We start from the raw sequence: 23,388 nt of genomic DNA, 5'->3' as shown, positions 1-23,388 counted from the left end.
CGCAGGCTTCGGTCAGGGCAATGTTCGGGCCGGGTAAGGAAGCTCCACCGTGAACATCGCGCCGCCCTCGGGCGCGTGCCCGGCGCTGATCCGGCCGCCGAGCCGGCCCACCAGACGCGCCGCCAGGGCCAGGCCCAGACCGCTGCCGACCTTGCGAATCCCCTTGTAACGGCGGTTGAGGGCGCCCCGCTCGAACGCCACCGCCAGGTCGTCGTCGGTGAACCCGGGGCCACCGTCGCGGACCTCGATCACCGCCGCGTCGGCGCCCGCGCGCGCCGCCAGCACCAGCGGAACCCCCGCCGGAACCACACGCAACGCGTTCTCACAGAGGCCGTCGATCACCTGCCGGATGCGTCCCGGGTCGGTCTCGACGATCAACGGCGAGTCCGGCAGATGTACGCGTAACAGCGGGCCGTCCGTGGCACATCGAGCAGCCCACGCCTCGCCGGCACCCCGGACCAGCTCGGTCACGTCGACCTCCACCACGTCGATGGGCAGGTCGGCCGCCTCCAACCGGGAGAGAACCAGCAGGTCGGAGATCAGCCGGTCCAGGCGTTCCGCCTCGGCGAGCATCGTCGACCCGGCCTTCGCCGCACCGTCCGGGCCGACCACGCCGTCGGCGAGTGCCTCCGCGTAGCCACGGATCGTCGACAACGGCGTACGCAACTCATGCGAGACCGACAGCAGGAAGTCCCGCTCCCGGCCCTCGCTGACCTGCAAGGCGGCAGCGAGCTGGTTGATGGCGTCAGCCAGCTCGCCGGCCTCGGCCGGACCCTGCCGGGAGATGCGCACCGAGCGGTCGCCCGCGGAGAGTTTGCCGGCCGCCGACGCCGCCCGGCGGATCGGCCGCGCGATGAACTGGGCCAGCAGCGCGCCGGCGCCGATGCCGCAGGCGAGGCCGGCGAGCAACGCGATCCAGATGCTGCCGAGCACCTTGCCACCGATGCCGGTGGCCATCGTGCGGGTGAGCACCACGCCGGCGTCACGGCCGGTGAGCGGCCGGCCGACGATGAACGACCGGCGACCGTTCACCAGTGCCCGGGCGTCGACCTCGGCGTCGTCTGCGACCTGCTGGATCACCCGTTTCGGCAGGCCCGCATGGTCGGCGACGCCCGCCCGGATCAGGTAGACCTCGATGCCCTGCTCGCGCAGTTCGGTGACGATGCGTTCCCGGACGGCGGGGCGTTCGGTCGCCAGGAGTTCGACCGCGAGTTTGCTCTGCTCCACCAGTTGGTCGCGGGCCTGCGAGTTGACCGACCGGATCGCCACCGGGATCGCCACCAGCGCCGTCACGATCACGGCGATCACCGCGGTGGCGGCGGTGACCAGGACGACCTGGCCCCTGATCCGGCTAAGCATCGGCGGTGTAACCGACGCCCCGCACCGTGCGGATCAGCGACGCCGCTTCGCCGAGTTTCGCCCGCACCTGCGCCACGTGCACGTCCACGGTGCGGGTGCCGGCCGCCGACGCGTATCCCCAGACGCTGGCCAGCAGTTCCTCCCGGGTGAACACCCGGCCCGGCCGGCCGAGCAGGTGCCCGAGCAGGTCGAACTCGGTGGTCGTCAGCGACAGTGCCGCCCCGTGCACGGTGACCAGGCGCCGCGCCGGGTCGAGCACCACCGGCCCGAGCGTGCGGACCCGGCCACCGTCGGGCGGACCGGCCGCCCGCCGCAGCAGCGTCTTGACCCGGGCGACCAGCTCACGGGGGCTGAACGGCTTGGTCACATAGTCGTCGCCGCCCATCTCCAGACCGAGGATCCGATCGATCTCGTCGTCACGGGCAGTAAGGAAGATGACCGGCGTCCAGTCACCCTCCGCTCGCAACTGCCGCACGATCTCGGTGCCTTCGAGCCCCGGCAGCGAGATGTCGAGGATGCAGCAGACCGGCCGTAGCCGGCGCGCCGCGGCCAGTCCGGCGATGCCGTCGTGCTCGACCTGCACGCCGAAGCCGTCCCGGCTCAGGTAGAGCCGCACCAGGTCAGCGATCGGCCGCTCGTCCTCGACCACGAGGACCAGGCCCTTGGCTTCGGTCACCGAACCATCATGCCGGTTTCTTCATTCGAGCACTGTAAGAGCTTTTCCCTCCAGGTAGCGGCGTTCCGGCACGCTCGCGGTGAGCTTCGCGGCCCGGTTGAACGCGTCGTGCGCCTCCGCGCGGAAACCGGCCCGCTCCAGCAGATGCGCCCGCACCGCCTCGACCCGGTGGTTCCCTTCCATCCGGGCGTCGTCGCCGATCTCGGCGAGCACCGCGAGACCGGCCAACGGCCCGTTGGCGCGGGCCACCGCCACCGCCCGGTTCAGCGTCACGACCGGCCCCGGCGCGATCTTCTCCAGCACCTCGTAGAGCGCCAGGATCTGCGGCCAGTCGGTCTCGTCGTCCCCGGGCGCCTCGTCGTGGATGGCGGCGATGGCGGCCTGCAGCTGGTAGGGCCCGAGCGGTCCACGCCCCAGCGTCGCCGAGACCAGGGCGACACCCTCGGTGATCTGTTCCTTGCTCCACAGCGTGCGGTCCTGGGCGTCCAGCGGAACCAGGTTGCCGTCGGCATCCGTCCGAGCCCGCCGCCGCGCGTCGGTGAGCAACATCAGCGCCAGCAGACCGGCGGTCTCGCCGTCCTTGGGCAGCACCGCCCGCAGCAGGCGGGTCAGCCGGATGGCCTCGGCGGTCAACTCGGCCCGCTGCAGCGCCGGCCCACCCGACGCCGTGTAGCCCTCGTTGAAGATCAGATAAAGCACCTGCCGAACCACGCTCAGACGCGCACCACGCTCCGCCTCCGGCGGCGCCTCGAACCCCCGCCCACTCCGCTTGATCAACTGCTTCGCGCGGCTGATCCGCTGGGCCATGGTGCTTTCCGGTACGAGGAACGCCTGCGCGACCTCCGCTGTCGTCAGGCCGCCCACAGCTCGCAGGGTGAGCGCAAGCTGGGACGGCCCCGACAGAGCCGGGTGAGCACAGAGGAACAGCAGTTCAAGCGTGTCATCGGTACCCGGGACCTCAGCCGTCACGTCCTTGAGGGCGACCTCCGTCTCGCGGCGGCGACGCGCACTGGCACTGCGGAACTCGTCAACCAGCCGCCGCGAGGCAACCGAGAACAGCCACCCCCGCGGATTGTCCGGCACCCCCTCCCGCCCCCACTGAAGCGAGGCAGCGAGAAGAGCTTCCTGAACCGCGTCCTCCGCCGCATCGAACTGCCCGAACCGCCGAACAAGCCCGCCCAGCACCTGCGGAGCAAGCTCCTTGAGCAGCCCCTCGATCTCCCCCACCACCCGCCGCCCTCCCGTGCTCACCCCGCCGACGGCGCTGGCCCGCGTTGCTCAGATCTCCGGCGTTTGCCCGCGTTGCTCAGACCTCCGGCGTTTGCCCGCGTTGCTCAGACCTCCGGCGCTTGCCCGCTTTTGCTTAGATTTCCGGCGCTTCCCCGATCTTGCGCAGCTCAAGGCGCTGGGCCCAGACCGCGACCTCACCGGCGAGCTCGATCGCACGAGCCTCGTCCTTGACGTCAAGCAGCCAGTAGCCCGCAAGCGCCTCCTTCGACTCTGCGAACGGCCCGTCGGACACGACGACCTGCCCGTCCGCGAGACTCACCGTCTTGGCGGTAGCCGGAACGTCAAGCCCTTGAGCGTCCACGAACTCCCCCGCGGCCATCAGCCTGGCGTTGAACTCCTGCATGAAGGCGATCATGTCCCGCACCCATTCCTTGGACCGCACCTCCATCATGTCGGTGGCGTCCCCGAACATCATCAGCATGTACTTCATATCGATCTCCTACTCATCCAGGCACCGCCATGTCACGGCCACTGTCAGCGGATAGTCGGAGCCCACTCCCGTTGCTCGACATCCCCCACAAACTTTTCTCCAGAGGCCCGTGCGCAGCTTCGCTCTGCCCACCTTCCTCGCGGCCGGCGCCTCTTCCCGCCCCTGTCTGCCCTGCCGGATCCGCCGTGGTTCGCCCAGCCTCCCAGCCCTTCTTTGCTTCGTCATCGGCCCTGGGTCCCTCCTACTTCTGCCCGCCCTCCGCGTACCCCAGTCCGCCCCCTCGCCTCCTAATCCCCCCTCACCTCCGGGTCCACCTCGCCTCCTGGGCACCCTTGCCCCGCCCGCCCCTCGCATTCCGGTCCGCCCTTGCCCGCATTCCGGTCCCGGCCTGCCTGCGCCCTACCTCTGCATCTCGGTTCGTTCCGGCTCCGTTCTCCTGCACGGCTCAGTTCGAAAGTCCACCGAACTCGCGCTTCCGGCCGGTCTTCAATTCGAGCGCTTCGCACCCGAGGCTCCCGGAGGGCAAGCCTTTCCCCCACGCCTGACAAGCCGAGAACTCAAATGTTGATTGGTCGCGCCAACGCTGCTGTTGCCAACCTCGGATTGGCATGATCGTTCAATCTGACACGGCGAAGAATGCTGGATAAGCTATTCATGCGGCAGCTGCACATGTTCATCAGCGCGGAACTCGCCAGCATGCGAGACCGAACGAAATCACGAAGCTGTTCGCCGGCGGGTGACGCCTTTCGCCGCGCGCATGAGCGGCACAGGCGGTGGGGATCGAAGCGCCGCCACGCTCAAAAGCTGTGCCGGTTACGCGGCTGTTCATCCCGGTGCGGAGAGGCGGGCTTGCATGATCATGCGGAGCCGATCGTCGACGGCATCCACAGTTCGGGCGGAGGCCGGCGAAACCTCCACCTGCCAGACACCCGTCACGCGGAATCGTGGTGGCGGCCCGCGCCTAGCGATCAGAGTCGTGCCAATTTCCCGTTTTGGCGACCCGGGGAAAAGGCGGCAATCGACCAGATCAGCGGACAAGAAGCCGGCCGGGCCGCCACCATTACCCGGAACGGGGGTGGAGATTGCGACGTGGGTCATTCAACTCGGCGAGGAAGGTTGGCGGCCCAGGGCCACACCCGTGACTCACGGCCACTCCGAGTAAAGGAACGTGCAATTCAGTCCGCTGATAGCGCGACGCCCTGCCGAGACAAGGGAATTGATGGGTCGACGGGCAATCATGGGACCTTGCAAATTCTGGCCGGGAGGTAGCGCATGAGAGGCAGGCTCGGGTCGGCGGCGCAGCTAAAGCGCAAGGCGCGAGGGCCGAGGGCGACGAGAAAGGGCGGAGAGGACGGAGAAAGCGCAAGCCGAGTACCGCTGGGTTCGGCTTGGCCTTATCGGGTGTGGGCCGGGTGCCGCACGCCCGAGTCCTGCTACCCGGCGTGCGGTTCAGAGGCCGGCGCTCAGCGAGGGGCGGAACTCAACGACACCCCAGCAGACTGGGGGTGGGTGGCCGGCGACCGGGTGCGGCCGCCGGCCACCTTGTTGGAAAGCGCTCTCCAAACTTTGACCACCGTGCGCCAGGTGGAGGGCTGACGTCAAGAGGGTGTGGGGTTTTGTGGGGATTAAGAGGCCTGGAGGGTCCCTCGGTATTGACATGACGGAAAGGGCGGCGTAACACTTCGCGGACGGACGGAGAGCGCTTTCCCCGAGTGCTCAGCACATTCCCCGGTGCCCTGGCCGCTCTATCCCCTGGAGTTTCCGTGAACACGGCATCCTCGCCGCCTCGGCTGTTGTGGCGGCGCCTCGTACCCATCGTTGTCCTCGCGCTCGTCGCGGCCTATCTCGCGGTGGCGCAGCTCGGCGCGCATGCCGCCGACACGCTGCTCTCGCAGGGCAAACCGACAACCGCGTCCTCTCAGGAAGGCGCGGACACCGCGCCGGGCAACGCCACCGACGGCAACGCCGGCACCCGGTGGTCCAGCACGTTCAGCGATCCGCAGTGGATCCGCGTCGACCTCGGCGCGCCCGCGACCATCACCTCGGTGGTTCTGCAATGGGAGGGCGCCTACGGCAAGGCGTACCAGATCCAGACCTCGACCGACGGCAACACCTGGACCAGCGTCTATTCGACCACCAGTGGCGCCGGCGGCACCGAGACGCGCACGGTCAGTGGCAGCGGGCGCTATGTCCGCATGTACGGAACGGCGCGGCCCGGCGGCTACGGCTACTCGCTGTTCGAGTTCAAGGTCTACGGCTCCACCGGCAGCACGCCCGCCGCCTGCGGCACCACCAACGCCGCTCAGGGCCGGCCGACCACCGCATCGTCGCAGGAGGGCGCGGACGTCGCGGCCGCCAACGCCACCGACGGCAACGCCGGTACGCGCTGGTCGAGCACGTTCAGTGATCCCCAGTGGATCAGCGTCGACCTCGGCTCGGCGCAGAACATCTGCCAGGTCGGGCTCCAGTGGGAGGGCGCGTACGGCAAGGCGTACCAGATCCAGACCTCGACGGACGGCAGCACCTGGACCGACATCTATTCCACGAGCAACGGTGCCGGCGGCACCGAGACGCTCACGGTGAGTGGTAACGGGCGCTACATCCGCATGTACGGCACAGCGCGTCCGGGCGGCTACGGCTACTCGCTGTTCGAGTTCAAGGTCTTCACAAGCGGCGGCACACCCACCACGGGCGACTTCACCACTGTCTGGTCGGACAGCTTCGACGGGGCCGCCAACACCTCGCCGAGCGGCGCCAACTGGCTGCTGCGCACCGGCACCTCCTACCCTGGCGGCGCCGCCGACTGGGGCACCGGCGAGGTCGAGACGGCGTCCGCGAGCACGGCGAACGTCTCGCTCGACGGCGCCGGCAAGCTGACCATCAAGGCGATCCGCGACGGTGCCGGCAACTGGACGTCGGGACGGCTCGAGACGCAGCGCACCGACTTCGAACCGCTCGCCGGCACCCGGACGAAGTTCACCGCGGTGCTCAAGCAACCCGACGTGGCCAATGCGCTCGGTTACTGGCCGGGCTTCCGCGCTACCGGAGCGGCGTATCGCGGCAACTACAACAACTGGCCGGGCGTCGGCGAGACCGACATCATGACCGACGTCAACGGGCGCAACCAGCTGGCGCAGACACTGCACTGCGGCACCGCGCCGGACGGGCCGTGCGCGGAATATAACGGGCGCTCGTCAGGCTTCGCGAGTTGCCTCGGCTGCCAGTCCGGTTACCACGAGTATTCGCAGGTCATCGACCGGACCAAGACCGACGAGGAGATCCGGTTCTCTCTCGACGGTCGGCAGACCTGGATCGTACGGGAGTCGCAGGTCGGCGTGACGGCCTGGAACGCGGCCGTGCACCACGGCTTCTTCCTGCGCCTGGACCTGGCCATCGGCGGGTCGCTGCCGAACGCGATCGCCGGCCGTACCACTCCGACCGCCGACACCACGTCCGGTGGCGTGCTGAGTGTGGATTCGGTCAGCGTGTCCCGGGCGACCGGCACCGCGGCGACGGCGATGACCGACCCGGCGACGCCGACCGCACCGAGCGTGGTGAAGGTGACCGGCACCCAGGGCAACTGGCAGCTTCAGGTAAACGGTGCCGGGTACCGGCTGAAGGGTTTGACCTACGGTCCGCCGCAGGCCGCCGCCGACGGATACCTGCGCGACCTGAAGAACATGGGCGTCAATACGATCCGGATCTGGGGCGTGGACGACGCGAACACCCCCGGCCTGCTCGACAAGGCGGCGCAGCAGGGCATCAAGGTGGTCGTCGGGCACTGGCTGAACCAGGGCGCCGACTATGCGAACGACACGGCCTACATGAACTCGGTCAAGACCGAGATCGTGAACCGGGTCAACACCCTGAAGAACAAGCCGGGCGTACTGATGTGGGACGTCGGCAACGAGGTCATCCTGACCATGCAGGACCACGGGCTGTCGGCGGCCGAGGTGGAAGCGCGCCGGGTGGGTTACGCCAAGTTCGTCAACCAGCTGGCCCAGGCCATTCACGCGGCCGACCCGAATCACCCGGTCACGTCGACCGACGCCTATACCGGCGCCTGGCCCTATTACAAGCAGTACGCCCCCGATCTGGATCTGCTCGCGGTCAACTCGTACGGGGCGATCGGCAACGTCTACAACGACTGGGTGGCGGGCGGTTACACCAAGCCGTACATCGTCACCGAGGGCGGGCCGGCCGGTGAATGGGAGGTCCCCAACGACGTCAACGGCGTACCGACGGAGCCGACCGACGTGCAGAAGCGCGACGGCTACACGAACAGCGTCAACACGATCAACGCCCATCCGGGAGTGGCTCTCGGCGTGACCGAGTTCCATTACGGTCTCGAGAACGACTTCGGCGGAGTGTGGCTGAACACGTTCACCGGCGGGTGGCGCCGACTCGGTTACTACGCTCTCGCGCAGGCCTATTCGGGTCAGACCCCGGCGAACACGCCACCGGTCATCTCGTCGATGTCGGTGTCGAACCAGACCGCAGTGCCGGCCGGTGGAACGTTCACCGTCGATGCGACGGCGAGCGATCCGCAGGGCGATCTGATCCGCTACAACCTGATGTACTCGGACAAGCACATCACCGGCGGGACCGGCCTGACCAACGTCACCTTCACCGACAACGGAAACGGTTCGTTCACCGCCAGGGCACCGGACAAGCTGGGCGTCTGGAAGGTCTACGTCTACGCGTACGACGGTCAGGGCAACGTCGGTATCGAGCAACGGTCGATTCGCGTGGTGCCACCGACCGTTCCAGGCACGAATCTCGCCAGGGGAAAAACCACCACGGCGTCGACCTACCAGCCGACCGGCACGAACGGGCCGCAGCTGCCGCAGTACGCGACGGACGGCGACTACGGAACCCGCTGGGCCGGCGAATGGGTGGACACCGCGTGGCTGCGGGTCGATCTCGGCTCGGTGCAATCGTTCAACCACGTGCAGCTGGCCTGGGAGGCCGCCTATGCGACCGGTTATCAGGTGCAGACGTCGGCGGACGGTTCGAACTGGACCACGGTCTACAGCACATCCAGCGGTGACGGTGGTTTCGACGACCTGAGCATCAGCGGCTCCGGCCGCTACGTGCGGGTCGAGGCAACCGGCCGGGCGACCACATATGGCTATTCACTGTGGGAGTTCGGCGTATATAAGCAATAGATGCTGGAGATCGCCTGCGACGAGTCCGGGTACGAGGGTGAGAAGCTCATCGGCTCCACGACCCGGCTCTTCGCGCACGCCTCGGTCAGCCTGGCGGAACCTGCCGCCGTGCTGGCCGAGTTGCGTGTCCGCATCAGGTCGCCGGCCACCGAGTACAAAGCCAACCATCTGCTCCGGCCGCAGCATCGCCGGACGTTGCGCTGGTTCCTCGGCGAATCGGGTCCGGTGTACGGTCGGGGCCACGTCTTCCTCCTCGACAAACCGGCATTTGTCCGCCGGGTCTTCGACGAACACGTCGGTGGCGAGTTTCCCGGCCCCGAGAGCGCCAACGACATTCTCCGGACCAAGGCAGAGCCCGATCTCGACGTTCTGCGGCCGACCGCCCGCCACCGGGCAGCGGCGTTCCGGGAATGGTTGAGCGCGGATCCGGTCGGCCGCTCCGTCCTCGATCCGCTGGTCCCGGCAATCGTCGCCGCGGTCACCCACTGGGGTCCGGTGACGATCGCCCACGACCGGCAGACACAGCTGCCGCCGCGACGCGTCGAAGTCCTCAAGGAACGCTGCCCGCTGCGGGACATCCGGTTCCTCGAGGCTCTCCGACACCCCGAGATCCAGATCGCCGACATTCTCGCCGGAACCGTCCGCGCGCTCACCGAAGCGGGCGACCCCGAGCTGATCCATCTTCTCCCGCCCTACACCGATGCCGGATCACGAAGCACTGGCGAAGTCGGCCCCGAATAACCCCTAATTGAGTACCTTGTATCGATGCGCGTCATGGTTTGGAACGTGTGGTGGCGGTTCGGCGGGAACTGGCGGCGGCGCGAGGAGAGCATCGCCGCGACGGTCGGAACGTATCGGCCGGACGTGCTCGGACTCGTCGAGGCCTGGTCGGGTGACGGCACCGACCAGGCGGAGCGTCTCGCCCGGCCGGGCGGCCTGCACGCGGCGTGGATCCCGGCCACCGAGCCGGGCGTGGAGGATCCGGAGCACCCGGGGATCGGTTTCGGACTCGGGCTGCTCAGCCGCTGGCCGATCCTGTCTCGGGAGCGCTGCGAGCTGCCGCACGAGCAGCGCGGCGGGCCGGCCCCGGCGGCGTTGCGGGCCAGCCTCGATCATCCGCGCGGACCACTGCACGTCATCGTGGCCGGCACCGAGTGGGAGGAGCGGTTCGCCGGCGATCATCTCGCGCAGACCCGGGCGCTGGCGGCGCTGGCCACCGATCCCGGACTGGACGGGCCGATGCCCGTACTCCTGCTTGCTGATCTCAACGCCGCGCCGGACCAGCCCGAGCTCCTTCCGCTGCTCGACGCCATGGTCGACACCTGGGTGGCGGCCGGCGCCGATCCGGGCGCCGTGACGCTGGACTCGCGGCTGCCCTGCGCGCCCGACGCGCCCAAGCAGCTCGACCGCCGCGTCGACCACATCCTGGCCCGGCCCGGCCGCCCCGGCCTGCCGCTCGCCGTGCACGGCGCGTTCCTGGCCGGCGACCGGCCGATCGGCGGCATCCACCCCTCAGACCATTACGCGGTCGGCGTCGACATGGAGCCGTGAGCGGCAGGAGTTCGCCGGCGGAAGTTCACATGATCGGGCCGAGCCGGACGATGGGACCGGGCGACCGAGTCCCCCACCGGCAAAGGACCATCACCATGAGCATCACCGCGATCGGCTCGACCAGCAGCAACAGCACCGCCCAGTCCGAGCTCGAGAAGTACCAGCAGAAGCTGACCCAGGACCTCGCCGCGAAGGCCGCCGCCAAGGTCGCCGAGTCGGACCACGACCGGATCATCGCCGAGGACCGGGCCGCGGTTCTCCGGGCGCAGCAGGCGGTCCAGCGCGAGCAGCAGGCGGCCAAGCGCGAGAACGAGGATTCGCGCACCAACAGCATCAGCGGTTACAAGAGCAAGCTCGACATCTCGATGTGACCAGGCGAAACGGTGCGCCCCGCGAGCTTGCCGCGCGGGGCGCACCGTCGCTCAGTGGAACACCTTGAGGCCGACGACGCCGGCCACGATCATCAACAGACACATGACGCGTACGAGGTTGGCCGGCTCACCGAGCGCCACCATGCCGACCACTGCCGTACCGACCGCGCCGATTCCCACCCACACCGCGTAACCGGTGCCGATCGGGATCGTGCGCAGTGCGTAACCGAGCCCGATCATGCTGAGCACCAGCGCGACCACGAAGATCACAGTCGGCGCGAGTCGACTGAATCCGGAACTGCGATCGAGGGCAATCGCCCAGATGGTCTCCAACGCGCCGGAAACCACGAGAACGGTCCATGCCATGACGAGTCACTCCATCGCGGTCGTCTTGTCATAGCCGGGTACGACACGCCCTCGTCCGGGATGGCCGCATAAGCGGGCATCTAAGACAAGGATAGCAACACCCCACCGAGGCGCCGTGGAAACTAATCCATCGAAGCCGGTTAATTGTTACAAGAGCGTTGCGACCCATCGATATCTAATCGTTGACATACGTAAAGGTAAAAGACCAGACTTACCGGCGTGAAAGCGATAGCCCGAGTCCTGCTCGCCGGCACTCTGCTGCTGAGCGGCTGCACCAGCTCGGCGGCCGATCCGGCACCCACCCCGGCGGCGCGTGCGGCCAGTCAGTTCGGCGGCACCGACCTCGCCTGGATCGAGATCAACATCGCGATGGACGAGGAGCTGCTCCCGCTTCTGGAGATCGTTCCCGAACACAGCGGCAGCGACTCGCTGCAGGCCCTGGCCTTACAGGTGCAGGGATTCACCACCGCCGAGCTGAGCGCGCTGCGAGCGCTGCACGACCAGGCGGGCCTGCCGTCGGAAAACCCGCACAAGGGGATGCCGATGCCCGGCATGGTCACCCCGGACGACGTGACCAAGGCCGCCGCGCTCACCGGAAAAGACTTCGACGCGTACGTTCTGAAACTCATCCAGGAGCATCTGGACCAGAGTCAGAACCTCGCGGAAAGCGAAGACAAATCGGGAGTCGAGGAGCAGACCCGTTCCCTGGCGACACAAATTCTGCGTACCCGTGAATTGGCCGAAACCACGCTGAAGAACGCTTCCCAGAAAGCATCTTGAAAGGGGCGCCAGCAGAGATGGCGCCCCTTTCAAACAAATCAGGGAAGCACGTAGTTCTCGTTCAGGGCGGCGCCACGGTCCGGCTTGTAGAGGTCGAAACCGCGCGGGTCACACTGCAGACCACCGTTGATGCAGTGGGTCGTGAGGGCGGCCAGAGTCGGGCCGTCCCACGCGTTGTAGACGTCGTAGTGGAAGCTGAAGCCACGCCCGCTGGAGAAGTGGACGTTGCTCATGTTGCCGCTTACCGGCCACGCCATCTTGAACTCGATCATCGGCACCGCGACCGGGTGATCGTTCGGGCAGACCCCGAGCACGGGGTACGCCATGTGGCTCTTGTGGTCCGGCGTGTCCAGGTGCAGGCCGTCCCAGCAGCTCGGCGCCTGGTAGCGGGCGTTCAGCTGGGTGCCGGCCGGGCAGTTCGCCGGGATGTCCCAGTTGAACGTGCTGTCTCCGCACTCGAAGCCCTCGACCGCACCCGGGCTGTTCCGGAAGTCGTCGATGGTCGCAGTCGGGCTGCCCACCACGTAACGCAGGCCGACCGGGAACGGCCGCACGCTGCGATAGTCGATGACCCCACTCTTGTAGTAGATGACCTGGCGGCCGACCGGTTGCACCGCGGTGGTGCCGTTGAGCAGCGTCGGCATCCAGTAACCGGTCTTGTCACCGGGCGTGATGCATGAGGTGCCACCAGCCTGCAAACTACCCAGCGTCGTCATTGCGTTCGTGGTCGCGTTGCCCATGAACGTGTGCGAGTGCGAGGCCCCCGGCAGGCCCGGGAAGACGATCGGGTCGTCCGGCAGGTTGGTGCGGCTCACCGAGCAGTTGGCCTGGAACTCGTGGTGCGTGGTGGGCGGATTCGTGTCCGGCGGCACGGCGGTCGACGGGGTGACCCCGGTGACCGGCGGGTTCGCCGGCACATAGCCGGGTCCGTCCGGGGCGGGCGGGCTGGAGAGCGAGCCGAACACCTTGAACTCGAACAGCGAGTAACCGTAGGTGGTAGCGCGCTGCGTCCCGTACATCCGGACATAGCGCCCGGTGCCACTCACTGTGAGCGTCTCGGTGCCTCCGGCACCATTGCTCTTCGCGGCGACGGTGGTCCAGGCATTGCCGTCAGCCGATGTCTGGATCTGATACGCCTTCGCGTACGCGGTTTCCCACTGCAGTTGTACGGACGTGATGCTCGCCGAACCGCCGAGGTCGACGCGCAGCCATTGGGGATCGCTCCAGGCACTCCCCCACCGCGTCGAGGAATTGCCGTCGACAGCCGCCGCAGCCGGCGAGCCGCCACTTTCCGTCGACGAGGCAAGGGTGGGCCGACCTTGCGAAAGCAGAGTGTCCGCCGCGTGCGCCGCTTGCAGTCCGACGACGGTCAACGTCCCGGCCACGGCGGTGACCGCGAGAGGCGCCACGATCCGCCGCATGGAGTGGCGATGGCGATGGCGTTGTTCGTTTGGAGTCTTCACTCGGGATCTCCAGGGGGATAGACGTGTACGCCCCGCGCGGGGAACGCGAGGCGGCCTTTGGAGAGCGCTTTCCGAAGTGTTACGCCGACATGTCACCCCCGTCAATGCATCCCAGTTCCGGAACCAACCGCCCGCCGCCGGCGCCCCTGGCGGTTTCGTTGCTCTCCAGCGGCCCTTCATCAGGGAAGATGGGGTCTTGAAGTGCCCCGGAGACCCCTTTCTCCCCGAAGATGTGGCCTCGGCGGACGCGCGAGACCCTCCGCAGGAGATTTGGGCGCGCCTCCGCATGGAGACGGAGCCGCATCCAGACGGCCACCGAGGAGCGACACCCCAGGAGCAAAGCTCGCAAATCCCCGAGGGTGCCCCCGAGGCGCGGCGCCTCGCGCGCCCGGCCTCCCGAACGACCAGCCGGCCGGCCTCCGCAGCCAGCTGACGTTCCCGAAGGCCAGCAACTCTCAGCCGGCCAGCGCCTCAGCCGGCCGCCGTCTCAGCCCGCCGGCGCCTCAGCCGGCCGCCGTCTCAGCCGGCCGCCGTCTCACAGAGGCCGGCGGCCCAGCGAAGACCAACGGCCCGCGAAGACAAGCAATCCGCGGACGCCACGACATCTCCTAGACCAAAGTCGACTGTCCCTCGGATGCTCGAACCGGAAGACTGAACGAGCGCCCAACTGGGAGACACAGCGCGCGCAAGGCACAGCGCGCGCAAGGCACTCAGCCTGCCTGGAAGGCACAGCGCGCGCAAGGCACTCAGCCTGCCTGGCAGACACTGCAGGCGGGAGCCACTCAGCCTGCCTGGCAGGCACTGCAGGCGGGAGGCGCTGCGTTCGGGGACAACGCGTTCGGGAGACAACGCGCGCCCCGGAGCTTGTTCTCGGTGGCGGCCCGGAGCGTCTTGGGCTTCGGCCATCGGTGGGTTGGTGCTCCACGGCAGACCGATCCGCTGGGGCGGGCAGACGAGGGCTCGGGTGTGACCGCCGTCGGATCTGTGGGTTTGGGGCGCAGGAGCCGCCGTGCGCGAGAGGCGCGTTGTCGGCGGTGGGTGGGCAGGAGGTCGCGCTGGTGGGCGGGGCGGCCTGATTCGGCGGGGAGGTGGACGGTCGTACGGTAAGAAAGACTCGGAGAGCGCTCTCCTCATGTGCTATAAAGGCCGCATGCAACGTGACCGGCTGCCTACGCTCGAGGATGTCGCGCGGGTGGCGGGGGTGTCGCGGGCGACGGTGTCGCGGGTGGTCAATGGGATCCGCAATGTGGATCCGCAGCTGCACGAGGTCGTGTGGGACGCGGTGGGGAAGACCGGTTATGTGCCCAATCGGATGGCGCGGTCGTTGGTCACTCGCCGGACCGGGACGGTTGCCCTCGTGGTGTCGGATTCGGAGTCGCATGACGACGATCCGTTCATGAGCCGGTTCTTCGCCGATCCCTATTTCGGGCGGGTCGTGGGCGGGCTCATGAGTGTGCTGCGGCAGTCCGGGGTGCAGCTCGCGTTGCAGATCGTGGGCAGTGACGACGGGCGGAAGCGCCTGGTCGGGGATCTGCGCAACGGGCAGGCCGACGGGGTGATCGTGTTGTCGCTGCCGGCTGTCGATGCTCTGCCCGGCATGCTCACCGAGGGCGGCGTGCCGGCTGTGATGATCGGGCGGCCGGCTGAACCGGTGCCGATCAATTACGTTGACCTGGCCAACGAGTCGGGGGCGACGCTTGCCGCCGAGCATCTGCTGGGGCGTGGGTGTCAGCGGGTCGCGATGATCTCCGGGCCGGCTGATGTGCCGGCCAGCCACGACCGGATTTCCGGATTTCGGCGGGCGATGGCGAAGCACGGGCACGGGTGGGTGCCGATCGTGGCGGGGAACTTCACGCAGGAGAGCGGCGAGGACGCGATGCGCACGCTGCTGTCGCAGACGTCCGACCTCGACGGTGTCTTCGTGGCCAACGACGTGATGGCGGCCGGTGCGCTGCTGGCGTTGCGCGACGCCGGCCGCCGTGTTCCCGAGGATGTGGCCGTGGTGGGCTTCGACGACAGCAGCGCGGCCGTCACGGCGCAGCCGGCCCTGACGACCGTGCGTCACCCGCTGGAGGACATGGCGGCCGAGGCCGCGCGTCTGCTGCTGGCGCGCATCGAGGATGCGGAGATGCGGGTCTCCTCGGTGATCTACGAGCCGACGCTGGTGCTGCGCAAGTCGGCCTGACAGCTCACCGCCAACGGCCGCAAGTCGGCCTGACAGCTCACCGCCAACGGCCGCAAGTCGGCCTGAGGGCTCGCCGGCCAACGACCAGGGAGCCTGACTTAGGGGCTCGCCGCCAGGAACAGGAAGGCGGCAAGCAGGGCCAGGTGGACGCCGCCCTGCAGCACGTTCGCGCGGCCAGGCACGATGGTGAGGGTGCCCACCCCGACGGTGAGGGCCAGCAGGACCATCTGGGTGCCGCCGAGGCCCAGCAGCAGCGGGCCGTCCAGCCAGATCATCGCGATGGCGATCGCCGGGATGGTCAGGCCGATGCTTGCCATCGCCGAGCCGAGTGCCAGGTTGAGGCTGGTCTGCACGCGGTCGCGGGCGGCGGCCCGGACGGCCGCGATCGTCTCCGGCGCAAGCACCAGCAGGGCGATCACCACACCGACGAAGGACTGCGGGAGCCCGGCGCCGTCGACCGCCGACTCGATCGACGGCGAGACGCCCTTGGCGAGGCCGACGACACCGATCAAGGCCAGGAGCAGAAGGCCCAGGCTGAGGTACGTCGTGCGGTTGCTCGGCGGCTCGAGGTGCTCCTCGGAGTCGATCACCTGGCCGGCCGTCGTGATCGGCATGAAGTAGTCCCGGTGCCGCCGGGTCTGCACGGTGACGAACAGGGCGTAGAGGGCGAGCGAGGCGACCGCGGCGAAGGCCAACTGGGTCGGCGTGAACTGCGGGCCGGGCCGGCTCGTGGTGAAGTTCGGCAGCACCAGGCTGAGCGTGGCGATCGTGGTGACGGTCGCGAAGGCTCCCCCGGTGCCCTCGGAATTGAACACGGCCACGTGCCGGCGGGCCGCGCCGACCAGCAGCGACAGGCCGAGCAGACCGTTACAAGTGATCATCACGGCGGCGAAGACGGTGTCTCGGGCCAGTGACTGGGCCTTCTCGCCCCCACTGATCATCAGGGTGACGATCAGGGCGACCTCGATGATCGTCACGGCCACCGCGAGCACCAGCGAGCCGAACGGCTCACCGACCCGGTGGGCGACCACCTCGGCGTGGTGCACGGCGGCGAGCACGGCCGCGCCGAGCAGGAGGGCGACGATCACCACGGCGGGTGGTGGCAGGTCACGGCCCCACGTCAGGATCAGGGCGGCGACAGCGACGATCGGGACGGCCACGGTCCAGTGGGCTAGGTAATCACGAATTTTGGCTGCCATCCGACAACTCTGCCAGACCGGTTCCGGCGAGGCAGGATAACGGCATGGCTTATGTGAACCCGTCCGGTGAGTTCAACCGGGATCAGCGGTACATTCCAACCCGAATCACCGCGGACGGGCGTGACGGATATCCCGTAGAACCGGGACGATACCGACTCATCGTGAGCCGCGCCTGCCCGTGGGCCAACCGAGCGATCATCGTGCGGCGGCTGCTCGGGCTCGAAGACGTTCTCTCCATGGGCATCGCCGGGCCGACCCACGACGAGCGGAGCTGGACGTTCGACCTCGACCCGGACGGACGCGACCCGGTGCTCGGCATCGAACGGCTCCAGGAGGCGTTCCTCGCCCGTTACCCCGATTACGACAAGGGCATCACGGTGCCGGCGATGGTGGACGTGCCGACCGGTCAGGTGGTGACCAACGACTTCAGCCAGATCACCCTCGATCTGTCCCTGGAATGGTCGGCCCATCACCGGCCCGGGGCTCCCGCGCTCTACCCGGAGGAACTGCGGGCGGAGATCGACAAGATCAACCGGTTCGTGTTCAGCGACGTCAACAACGGCGTCTACCGGGCCGGGTTCGCCGGGACCCAGGAGGCCTACGAGAAGGCCTACCACCGGCTCTTCGACCGGCTGGACAAGCTGTCGGGGCTCCTCGAGACGCAGCGTTACCTGGTCGGGGACACGATCACCGAGGCCGACGTGCGGCTCTTCACGACGCTCGCGCGGTTCGATCCGGTCTATCACGGCCACTTCAAGTGCAATCGCAACAAGCTCATCGAGATGCCGGTGCTCTGGGCGTACGCGCGGGACCTGTTCCAGACGCCCGGATTCGGCGACACGATCGACTTCGTCCACATCAAGCAGCACTACTACGTCGTTCATCGCGACATCAATCCGACCGGGATCGTGCCCGCCGGCCCACTACTGGCGAACTGGCTCGAGCCGCACGGGCGGGAGAAGCTCGGCGGCCGGCCGTTCGGGGACGGGACGCCGCCGGGGCCGCCCTCGCCGGCCGAGACGGTGCCGGCCGCGCACGGGGCTATCTGAGGTCGGCGTTCTCCAGGACGTGGCGGGGGAAGCCGACCCTCGCCACCTGGAGCATCTTCCGGCCGATGAGGTCGGTCCTGGTCACATACTTCGGGAAGGCCCGCTCCAGCGCCGGCACCAGCGGCGCGGCGGCCGTGTAGATCGTGTTGACCCAGCGCGTCTTCGACCGCACGCCGTGCATCGGCTGGATCATCCCCGGCCGCGCGGCGTAGCCGTTCGGAAGCAGCTCGATGACCTCGCGCTCGGTGCGGGCCTTGACCCGCGACCACATCTGCCGGCTCTGCGCGCTGGTGCCGGCTCCGCTGACGTAGATGAAGCAGGTCCGCGGGTCGATCTCGGCGAGGGTGCGCGCCGCGGCCATCGGATAGTCGTAGGACACCTTCGTGTAGCTCGCCTCGTCCATCCCCACCGAGGAGACGCCCAGGCAGTAGAAGCAGGCGTCGAAACCCGTCAGCTCGTCCCGGATCGGGCTCAGATCACCGAAGTCGGTCAACTTCACTTCGGTCAACTTCGGATGACGTACGCCGGTGGCCGTGCGCACCACGGCCAGGACCTGCTCGACATCGGGCGCCAGGAGGCTCTCCCGGAGCACGCCCTGCCCCACCATTCCGGTCGCCCCGAAGATCACTACCCGCATGCGTCCACCTTATGGTCGATGGGGCCGGGAAGTGTCGTACGGCGCGTCTAGGGTTTGCCCGTGCCCGTTGAGAAGTGGTCCACCGCCCAGGTCGAGACGCTCGCACCCGACCCGGCGTCGGTGCGAACGGCGCGCGGCCTGTCCGCTCCCGGCTCCTGGTCGGAGTCGGGGCGGCTCGACGACATTCTCTGGGGCCGCTGCCGCAACTATCAGGTGTGCGTCGACCTCGCCGGGCCGGCGTTCAAGTGCTCCTGCCCGAGCCGCAAGATCCCGTGCAAGCACTCGCTCGGCCTGCTGTTGCTCTGGGCCGAGTCCGATGTGTCCGACGCGCCGGCGTCCGAGTTCGCGCGTGCGTGGCAGGCGGCTCGGGCGGCCAAGGCGGCCAAGCCGCGAGCCGAGTCCACGCCCGATCCGGCCGCCGCCGCGAAACGAGCCGAGCAGCGGGCCGAGCGGGTCGCCGGCGGCCTGGCCGAGCTGGCCCGCTGGCTCGACGACCAGGTGCGCCAGGGTCTGGCCGGCGCCCAGCGTGGCGGCTCCAAGCCGTTCGACACCATGGCGGCGCGGCTCGTCGACGCCCAGGCCCCGGGGGCCGCGGGGGCGGTCCGGCGACTCGGCTCGATCGCCGGCATCGGCCCGCACTGGGCCGATCGGCTGCTCGGTGAGCTGGCGCTGCTGCACCTGCTGGTCGCGGGCTACGACCGGCTCGGCGAGCTGCCGCCCGCGCTGGCCGCCACCGTCCGCAGCCGGGTCGGTTTCCCGGTCAGCACCGAGGAGGTGCTCGCCGGGCCTCGGGTTTCCGACCGGTGGCAGGTGCTCGGCCAGGCCGAGTCCGACGACGGCAATCTGACTACCCGCCGCACGTGGCTGCGCGGCTCGTCGACCGGCCGGTTCGCGCTCGTTCTCGCGTTCGCCGCGGGAGGCCAGCCGCTCGTCTCCGACCTGGTCCCGGGCACCGAGTTCCGCGGCGACCTCACGTTCTATCCCGGCGCGGCCCCGCTGCGCGCCCTGGTCGCGTCGCGGGACAGCGCCGCCACTCCGTTCGCCCGGCCGGCGGGGGCGACACCCCTGGCCGAGGCTCTCGCCGGGTGGGCCGCCATGCTGGCCGGCGAGCCGTGGCGCGTCGACGCTCCGGTGCTGCTCTGCGGGGTCACGCCGAGCGACGACGGCTGGCTGGTCGACGAGTCCGGGGCCGCGCTGCCCCTCGGCACCGCGCACCGTGAGCCCTGGTGGCTGCTCGCCACGGCCGGAGCCACCCCGGCGGTGGTGGCGGCGGAGTGGTCGCCGACCGGCCTGCGCCCGCTCGCCGCCTGGCACGACGGCCGGTTCGTCCCGGCCGCCCCGGCCGGGCTCGACTCGGGTGCGCCGCGCGAGCCCGAGCTCCCGCCCGACCTGCTCGCCGCCGCCCTGGTCGGCACCGCTCGCCGGCCGTGGCCGGGCCTGCTGGAAGCGGCAGCGGTGGCCCTGACCCGGCGCCGAGCCGGCCTGACCCCGGCCGCCTCGGGCCACACCCCGATCCCGCCGGCTCCGCCGGAGACCACCCCACCGCTGCCCGAGGCGGCCGGCCGGCGCCTGGGGCGCATCCTCGGTGAGGGCGTGCCCGGTGGCGCCCAGCTCGCCCAGGAACTCCTCGCCCAGTGGCTCGACCTGGCCGCCGCAACCGGCGGCCACGTGCCGCCGGTGGTGCTGCCCGCCCTGCTCGACGCGGGACGCCGCAACTCGATGATCCGCCCCGCCCTGGCCCGGGTGGCTGGGCGGCGCGGCGCCTGGCTGGCCGGCATGCGCGCCGACTGGGGCTGGCTGCGCGACGAGTCGGCGGCCGACGCCGCGCCCGAGGCCTGGGCGACGGGCACGGTCGGCGAGCGTCTCGGCCATCTGACCGAGCTGCGCCGCCGAGACCCCGCCGCCGCCCGGGAATTGCTCGAGAAGTCCTGGGCGCAGGAGTCGTCAGACGATCGAGCGCGGTTCGTGACCGTCCTGGGCACCGGCCTGTCCAGCGCCGACGACCCGTTCCTCGACCAGGCCCTCGACGACCGCCGCAAGGAGGTTCGCGAGGCCGCCCTCGACCTGCTGCGCACCCTGCCGGGTTCGGCGCTCGGGGCGCGGATGGCCCAGCGCGCCCAGGCGGCCGTGCGGCTCGACGCGGGACGGCTCGTCGTCACGCCGCCCGACGACCTCGACACCGGCCTGCGGCGCGACGGTGTGGCCGCGACCCCGGCTCGCGGCCTCGGTGTCAGCGCCTGGCTGCTCGAGGAGATCCTGGCCGGCGCACCGCTGTCGATCTGGTCGTCCGACCCGGCCGTGATGCTGCGCCTCGCCCACGGCAACGACTGGGAGAGCGCGCTGGTGCACGGGTGGGCCAAGGCCGCCGTCGCGCAGAACCACGCCGGGTGGGCGACCGCGCTGCTCGGCGGGGCCGGCGGCAACCTGCGCGAGTCCGTCCGGTGGGACCTGCACCTGGTGCTGCCACCGGTCGAGCTGGGCCGGCTCGCCGCCGACGCGCTGCGCCGCGAGGACGGCATGGCACACCGGCTGCTGGCCATCCACCCGGGCGCCTGGCCCGAGGAGCTCTCCGTCGCGGTGCTCGAGACCATCGCCCACCGCGCCCGCACCGACCGGCACACCTGGCAGCTCGGCGAGCTCTGCCGGTCGGCCTCGATCGCCATGCCCCCGACCTACGCCGAGTTGGTCGGCCGCCTCGCCGTCCAGCTCGATCAAGAACCGGCCGACCAGTCGCGGGTGCGTCCGGTCGCCGACCTCGCCCGCACGCTCACCTTCCGCCACGAGATGTCTCAGGAGTTCCAGTGACCGCGCTGCGCCCGCACGCCGAGGATCAATACGCTGAAGAGCTGGCCCTGCTCGCCGCGGCCGACGACCGCACCCGCCCGCCGGGGTGGCGACTCTCCCCGCAGGCAGTGGTGACCTACCTCCTCGGCGACGGTGCCAAGATCACTCCGAAATACGTGGGCCCGCGCCGCCTCGTCGAGGTCGCCGTCGCGACCCTGGCCACCGACCGCGCACTGCTGCTGCTGGGCGTGCCCGGCACCGCCAAGACGTGGGTCTCCGAGCACCTCGCCGCGGCCATCTCGGGCGACTCGACGCTGCTGGTGCAGGGCACCGCCGGCACCGCCGAGGAAGCCATCCGGTACGGCTGGAACTACGCCCGTCTCCTCGCCGAGGGTCCCACCGAGGCCGCGCTGGTGGCCAGCCCGATCATGCGCGCCATGCAGACCGGGACGATCGCCCGGCTCGAGGAGCTCACCCGGGTGCCGTCCGACGTGCAGGACGCGTTGATCACCATCCTGTCCGAGAAGACGCTGCCGGTCGCCGAGCTCAACACCGAGATCCAGGCCCAGCGCGGCTTCAACCTGATCGCCACCGCCAACGACCGCGACCGCGGCGTCAACGAACTGTCCAGCGCCCTGCGCCGCCGGTTCAACACAGTGGTCCTGCCGATGCCGGCCTCCGCCGACGAGGAGGTCGAGATCGTCGCCCGCCGGGTGGCCCAGCTCGGCAGATCACTCGACCTGCCCGAGGTGCCGACCGCCCTCGAGGAGATCCGTCGCGTGGTCACGGTCTTCCGCGAGCTGCGCGGCGGCCTCACCGAGGACGGCCGTACCAAGCTGAAATCCCCCACCGGCACGCTCTCCACCGCCGAGGCCATCTCCGTGCTCACCAACGGCATGGCCCTGGCCGCGCACTTCGGCGACGGCACCCTGCACCCCGCCGACGTGGCCGCCGGCATCGTCGGTGCCGTCGTGAAGGACCCGGTGTCCGACAGCGTCGTCTGGCGCGAATACCTCGAGACAGTCGTCCGCGAACGCCCCGACTGGCTCGACTTCTACCGGGCCGCCCGCGATGCCTGAACACCTCTACGGCATCCGCCACCACGGCCCCGGCTCAGCCCGCGCCGTGGTCGCCTCCCTCACCGAGCACCCACCCCAGATCCTCCTCGTGGAGGGCCCCCCAGAAGCCGACGACCTGCTCAAATGGGTCGCCGACCCAGCCCTGGAGCCCCCCGTGGCCCTGCTCGGCTACGCCCCCGACGACCCCGCCCGCGCCGCCTTCTGGCCGTTCGCCGTCTTCTCCCCGGAGTGGCAGGCCATCCACTGGGCCGTCACCCACGACATCCCCGTCCGCTTCTTCGACCTCCCCTTCGCCTATCGCCTGACCAGCGACCCCCCCCCCCGCCGCTCCCCCACCCCCGCCCGCACACCGCCCGCGTCCCCCGACCACCCGAGCACCGCCCCCGCCGACCCGTCCCCCGCCGGCGCCGCTCCCAGCAACGCAACCTCGCCCGGCGCCGCCTCACTCCGTCCCGGCCCCATCCCACCCAGCGCGACCCCGCCCGGCGCGACCCTGCGCGACGCCGTTTCACCGCGCGCGACCCAGTTCGGCGAGGCCATGACCGGCGCGACGTCGATCCGTGCTGGTTCGGCCGGCGCCGTCTCATCCAGCGCGCCCCCGCTCAGCGAGGCCCGGTCCTGCTCAGCTCCTGCGGGTGCTAGCTCCCCCGTCCCCAGCGAGGCCCAGCCCAGCGCCCCCTCATCCAGCGCCCCCTCATCCAGCGCCCCCGCACCCCGCGCCGCATTGCCCGGCGTCATCTCATCCAGCGCGATTTCGTCAAGCGCGACCCCGCCCGACGCGACCCGGCCCGGCGCGAGCCCGGCCAGCACGACACCTCCCGGCGCGAACCGGACCAGCACGACCCCGACCAGTGCGAGCCCGACCAGTGCGAGCCCATCAATCCCGAGCCCATCAAGCCCGCGCACATCAACCGGGAGCGCACCGAGCGGGAGCCCGGCTGGGGTGGCGGGAACCGGGGAGGTGGAGAGCGGCGATGCGGCGCCGGGCATGGTTGGAGAAG

Annotated in this window: 18 protein-coding genes, 1 pseudogene and 1 riboswitch; of the genes and pseudogenes, 10 read left to right on the top strand and 9 right to left on the bottom strand. The window is 69.7% G+C overall.

Features of this window, described 5'->3' with window-relative positions; genetic code table 11:
- Positions 1–12: 12 nt before the first annotated feature.
- From Afe05nite_RS19715 to Afe05nite_RS19700, 4 genes are all read right to left on the bottom strand, one after another.
- Positions 13–1,359: a HAMP domain-containing sensor histidine kinase gene (locus Afe05nite_RS19715; protein WP_203818608.1), complete on the bottom strand. Its 1,347-nt coding sequence runs from the start codon at positions 1,357–1,359 to the stop codon at positions 13–15.
- A complete protein-coding gene (locus tag Afe05nite_RS19710) occupies positions 1,352–2,035 on the bottom strand; it encodes a response regulator transcription factor (RefSeq protein ID WP_203818607.1) in 684 nt (227 codons plus the stop codon). Before Afe05nite_RS19710 ends, Afe05nite_RS19715 begins: the two co-directional genes overlap by 8 nt.
- 21 nt (positions 2,036–2,056) lie before the next feature.
- Complete coding sequence (locus tag Afe05nite_RS19705; protein ID WP_239117997.1) at positions 2,057–3,286, bottom strand: RNA polymerase sigma factor; 1,230 nt, start codon at positions 3,284–3,286, stop codon at positions 2,057–2,059.
- 112 nt (positions 3,287–3,398) lie between these two features.
- Positions 3,399–3,755, bottom strand: a complete 357-nt coding sequence (locus Afe05nite_RS19700; RefSeq protein ID WP_203818606.1) for a YciI family protein — start codon at positions 3,753–3,755, stop codon at positions 3,399–3,401.
- Positions 3,756–5,518: 1,763 nt separating this feature from the next.
- Between Afe05nite_RS19700 and Afe05nite_RS19695 the strand changes: the two genes are divergently transcribed.
- The 4 genes from Afe05nite_RS19695 to Afe05nite_RS19680 all read left to right on the top strand — a co-directional run bounded on the left by Afe05nite_RS19695 (position 5,519) and on the right by Afe05nite_RS19680 (position 10,845).
- A complete protein-coding gene (locus Afe05nite_RS19695) occupies positions 5,519–8,923 on the top strand; it encodes a galactose-binding domain-containing protein (RefSeq protein WP_203818605.1) in 3,405 nt (1,134 codons plus the stop codon).
- Positions 8,924–9,664: a hypothetical protein gene (locus tag Afe05nite_RS19690; RefSeq protein ID WP_203818604.1), complete on the top strand. Its 741-nt coding sequence runs from the start codon at positions 8,924–8,926 to the stop codon at positions 9,662–9,664.
- Positions 9,665–9,688: 24 nt separating this feature from the next.
- Positions 9,689–10,474 carry an endonuclease/exonuclease/phosphatase family protein gene (locus Afe05nite_RS19685; RefSeq protein WP_203818603.1) on the top strand — a complete coding sequence of 262 codons (786 nt, stop codon included), beginning with the start codon at positions 9,689–9,691 and terminating at the stop codon, positions 10,472–10,474.
- 95 nt (positions 10,475–10,569) lie between these two features.
- Positions 10,570–10,845 carry a hypothetical protein gene (locus tag Afe05nite_RS19680; RefSeq protein ID WP_203818602.1) on the top strand — a complete coding sequence of 92 codons (276 nt, stop codon included), beginning with the start codon at positions 10,570–10,572 and terminating at the stop codon, positions 10,843–10,845.
- Between the two features lie 51 nt (positions 10,846–10,896).
- Here Afe05nite_RS19680 and Afe05nite_RS19675 read toward each other — a convergent pair whose 3' ends face one another.
- Positions 10,897–11,211, bottom strand: coding sequence for a DMT family transporter (locus Afe05nite_RS19675; protein ID WP_203818601.1), 315 nt, complete (start codon positions 11,209–11,211; stop codon positions 10,897–10,899).
- Between the two features lie 13 nt (positions 11,212–11,224).
- Positions 11,225–11,294: riboswitch (guanidine-III (ykkC-III) riboswitch) on the bottom strand.
- A gap of 136 nt (positions 11,295–11,430) precedes the next feature.
- Here Afe05nite_RS19675 and Afe05nite_RS19670 point away from each other — a divergent pair.
- Positions 11,431–11,991: a DUF305 domain-containing protein gene (locus Afe05nite_RS19670; protein WP_203818600.1), complete on the top strand. Its 561-nt coding sequence runs from the start codon at positions 11,431–11,433 to the stop codon at positions 11,989–11,991.
- A 38-nt stretch (positions 11,992–12,029) separates the two neighbouring features.
- On the opposite strand, the gene Afe05nite_RS19665 is transcribed toward Afe05nite_RS19670, so the two are convergent.
- Positions 12,030–13,412, bottom strand: a complete 1,383-nt coding sequence (locus tag Afe05nite_RS19665; RefSeq protein ID WP_203818599.1) for a DUF1996 domain-containing protein — start codon at positions 13,410–13,412, stop codon at positions 12,030–12,032.
- A gap of 1,192 nt (positions 13,413–14,604) precedes the next feature.
- Here Afe05nite_RS19665 and Afe05nite_RS19660 point away from each other — a divergent pair.
- On the top strand, positions 14,605–15,639 hold the full coding sequence (locus Afe05nite_RS19660; RefSeq protein WP_203818598.1) for a LacI family DNA-binding transcriptional regulator: 1,035 nt from the start codon (positions 14,605–14,607) through the stop codon (positions 15,637–15,639).
- Positions 15,640–15,737: 98 nt separating this feature from the next.
- Here Afe05nite_RS19660 and Afe05nite_RS19655 read toward each other — a convergent pair whose 3' ends face one another.
- Positions 15,738–16,838, bottom strand: a complete 1,101-nt coding sequence (locus tag Afe05nite_RS19655) for a calcium:cation antiporter (RefSeq protein WP_203818597.1) — start codon at positions 16,836–16,838, stop codon at positions 15,738–15,740.
- A 44-nt stretch (positions 16,839–16,882) separates the two neighbouring features.
- Here Afe05nite_RS19655 and Afe05nite_RS19650 point away from each other — a divergent pair, with 44 nt between their 5' ends.
- The gene (locus Afe05nite_RS19650) at positions 16,883–17,887 is read left to right on the top strand and encodes a glutathione S-transferase family protein (RefSeq protein ID WP_203818596.1); all 1,005 of its coding nucleotides are present in this window, start codon (positions 16,883–16,885) and stop codon (positions 17,885–17,887) included.
- On the opposite strand, the gene Afe05nite_RS19645 is transcribed toward Afe05nite_RS19650, so the two are convergent.
- Positions 17,880–18,524: a Rossmann-fold NAD(P)-binding domain-containing protein gene (locus Afe05nite_RS19645; protein WP_203818595.1), complete on the bottom strand. Its 645-nt coding sequence runs from the start codon at positions 18,522–18,524 to the stop codon at positions 17,880–17,882. The two genes, Afe05nite_RS19650 and Afe05nite_RS19645, sit on opposite strands and share 8 nt — an antisense overlap.
- Positions 18,525–18,584: 60 nt before the next feature.
- Between Afe05nite_RS19645 and Afe05nite_RS19640 the strand changes: the two genes are divergently transcribed.
- The 3 genes and pseudogenes from Afe05nite_RS19640 to Afe05nite_RS45110 form a co-directional block, all read left to right on the top strand.
- The gene (locus Afe05nite_RS19640) at positions 18,585–21,329 is read left to right on the top strand and encodes an SWIM zinc finger family protein (RefSeq protein ID WP_203818594.1); all 2,745 of its coding nucleotides are present in this window, start codon (positions 18,585–18,587) and stop codon (positions 21,327–21,329) included.
- The gene (locus Afe05nite_RS19635; RefSeq protein WP_203818593.1) at positions 21,326–22,387 is read left to right on the top strand and encodes an ATP-binding protein; all 1,062 of its coding nucleotides are present in this window, start codon (positions 21,326–21,328) and stop codon (positions 22,385–22,387) included. Before Afe05nite_RS19640 ends, Afe05nite_RS19635 begins: the two co-directional genes overlap by 4 nt.
- A pseudogene (locus Afe05nite_RS45110) lies at positions 22,380–22,685 on the top strand (DUF5682 family protein); the annotation flags it as partial. The gene Afe05nite_RS19635 and the pseudogene Afe05nite_RS45110, both read left to right, overlap by 8 nt.
- Here Afe05nite_RS45110 and Afe05nite_RS45105 read toward each other — a convergent pair.
- Positions 22,682–23,377 carry a hypothetical protein gene (locus Afe05nite_RS45105; RefSeq protein WP_203818592.1) on the bottom strand — a complete coding sequence of 232 codons (696 nt, stop codon included), beginning with the start codon at positions 23,375–23,377 and terminating at the stop codon, positions 22,682–22,684. The pseudogene Afe05nite_RS45110 and the gene Afe05nite_RS45105 sit on opposite strands and share 4 nt — an antisense overlap.
- Positions 23,378–23,388 lie beyond the last annotated feature (11 nt).

It is taken from the genome of Paractinoplanes ferrugineus, assembly GCF_016862195.1.
Lineage (GTDB): Bacteria > Actinomycetota > Actinomycetes > Mycobacteriales > Micromonosporaceae > Actinoplanes > Actinoplanes ferrugineus.
Note: the sequence above shows the minus strand (reverse complement) of the source record. Positions and strands in the feature narration are given on the sequence as shown.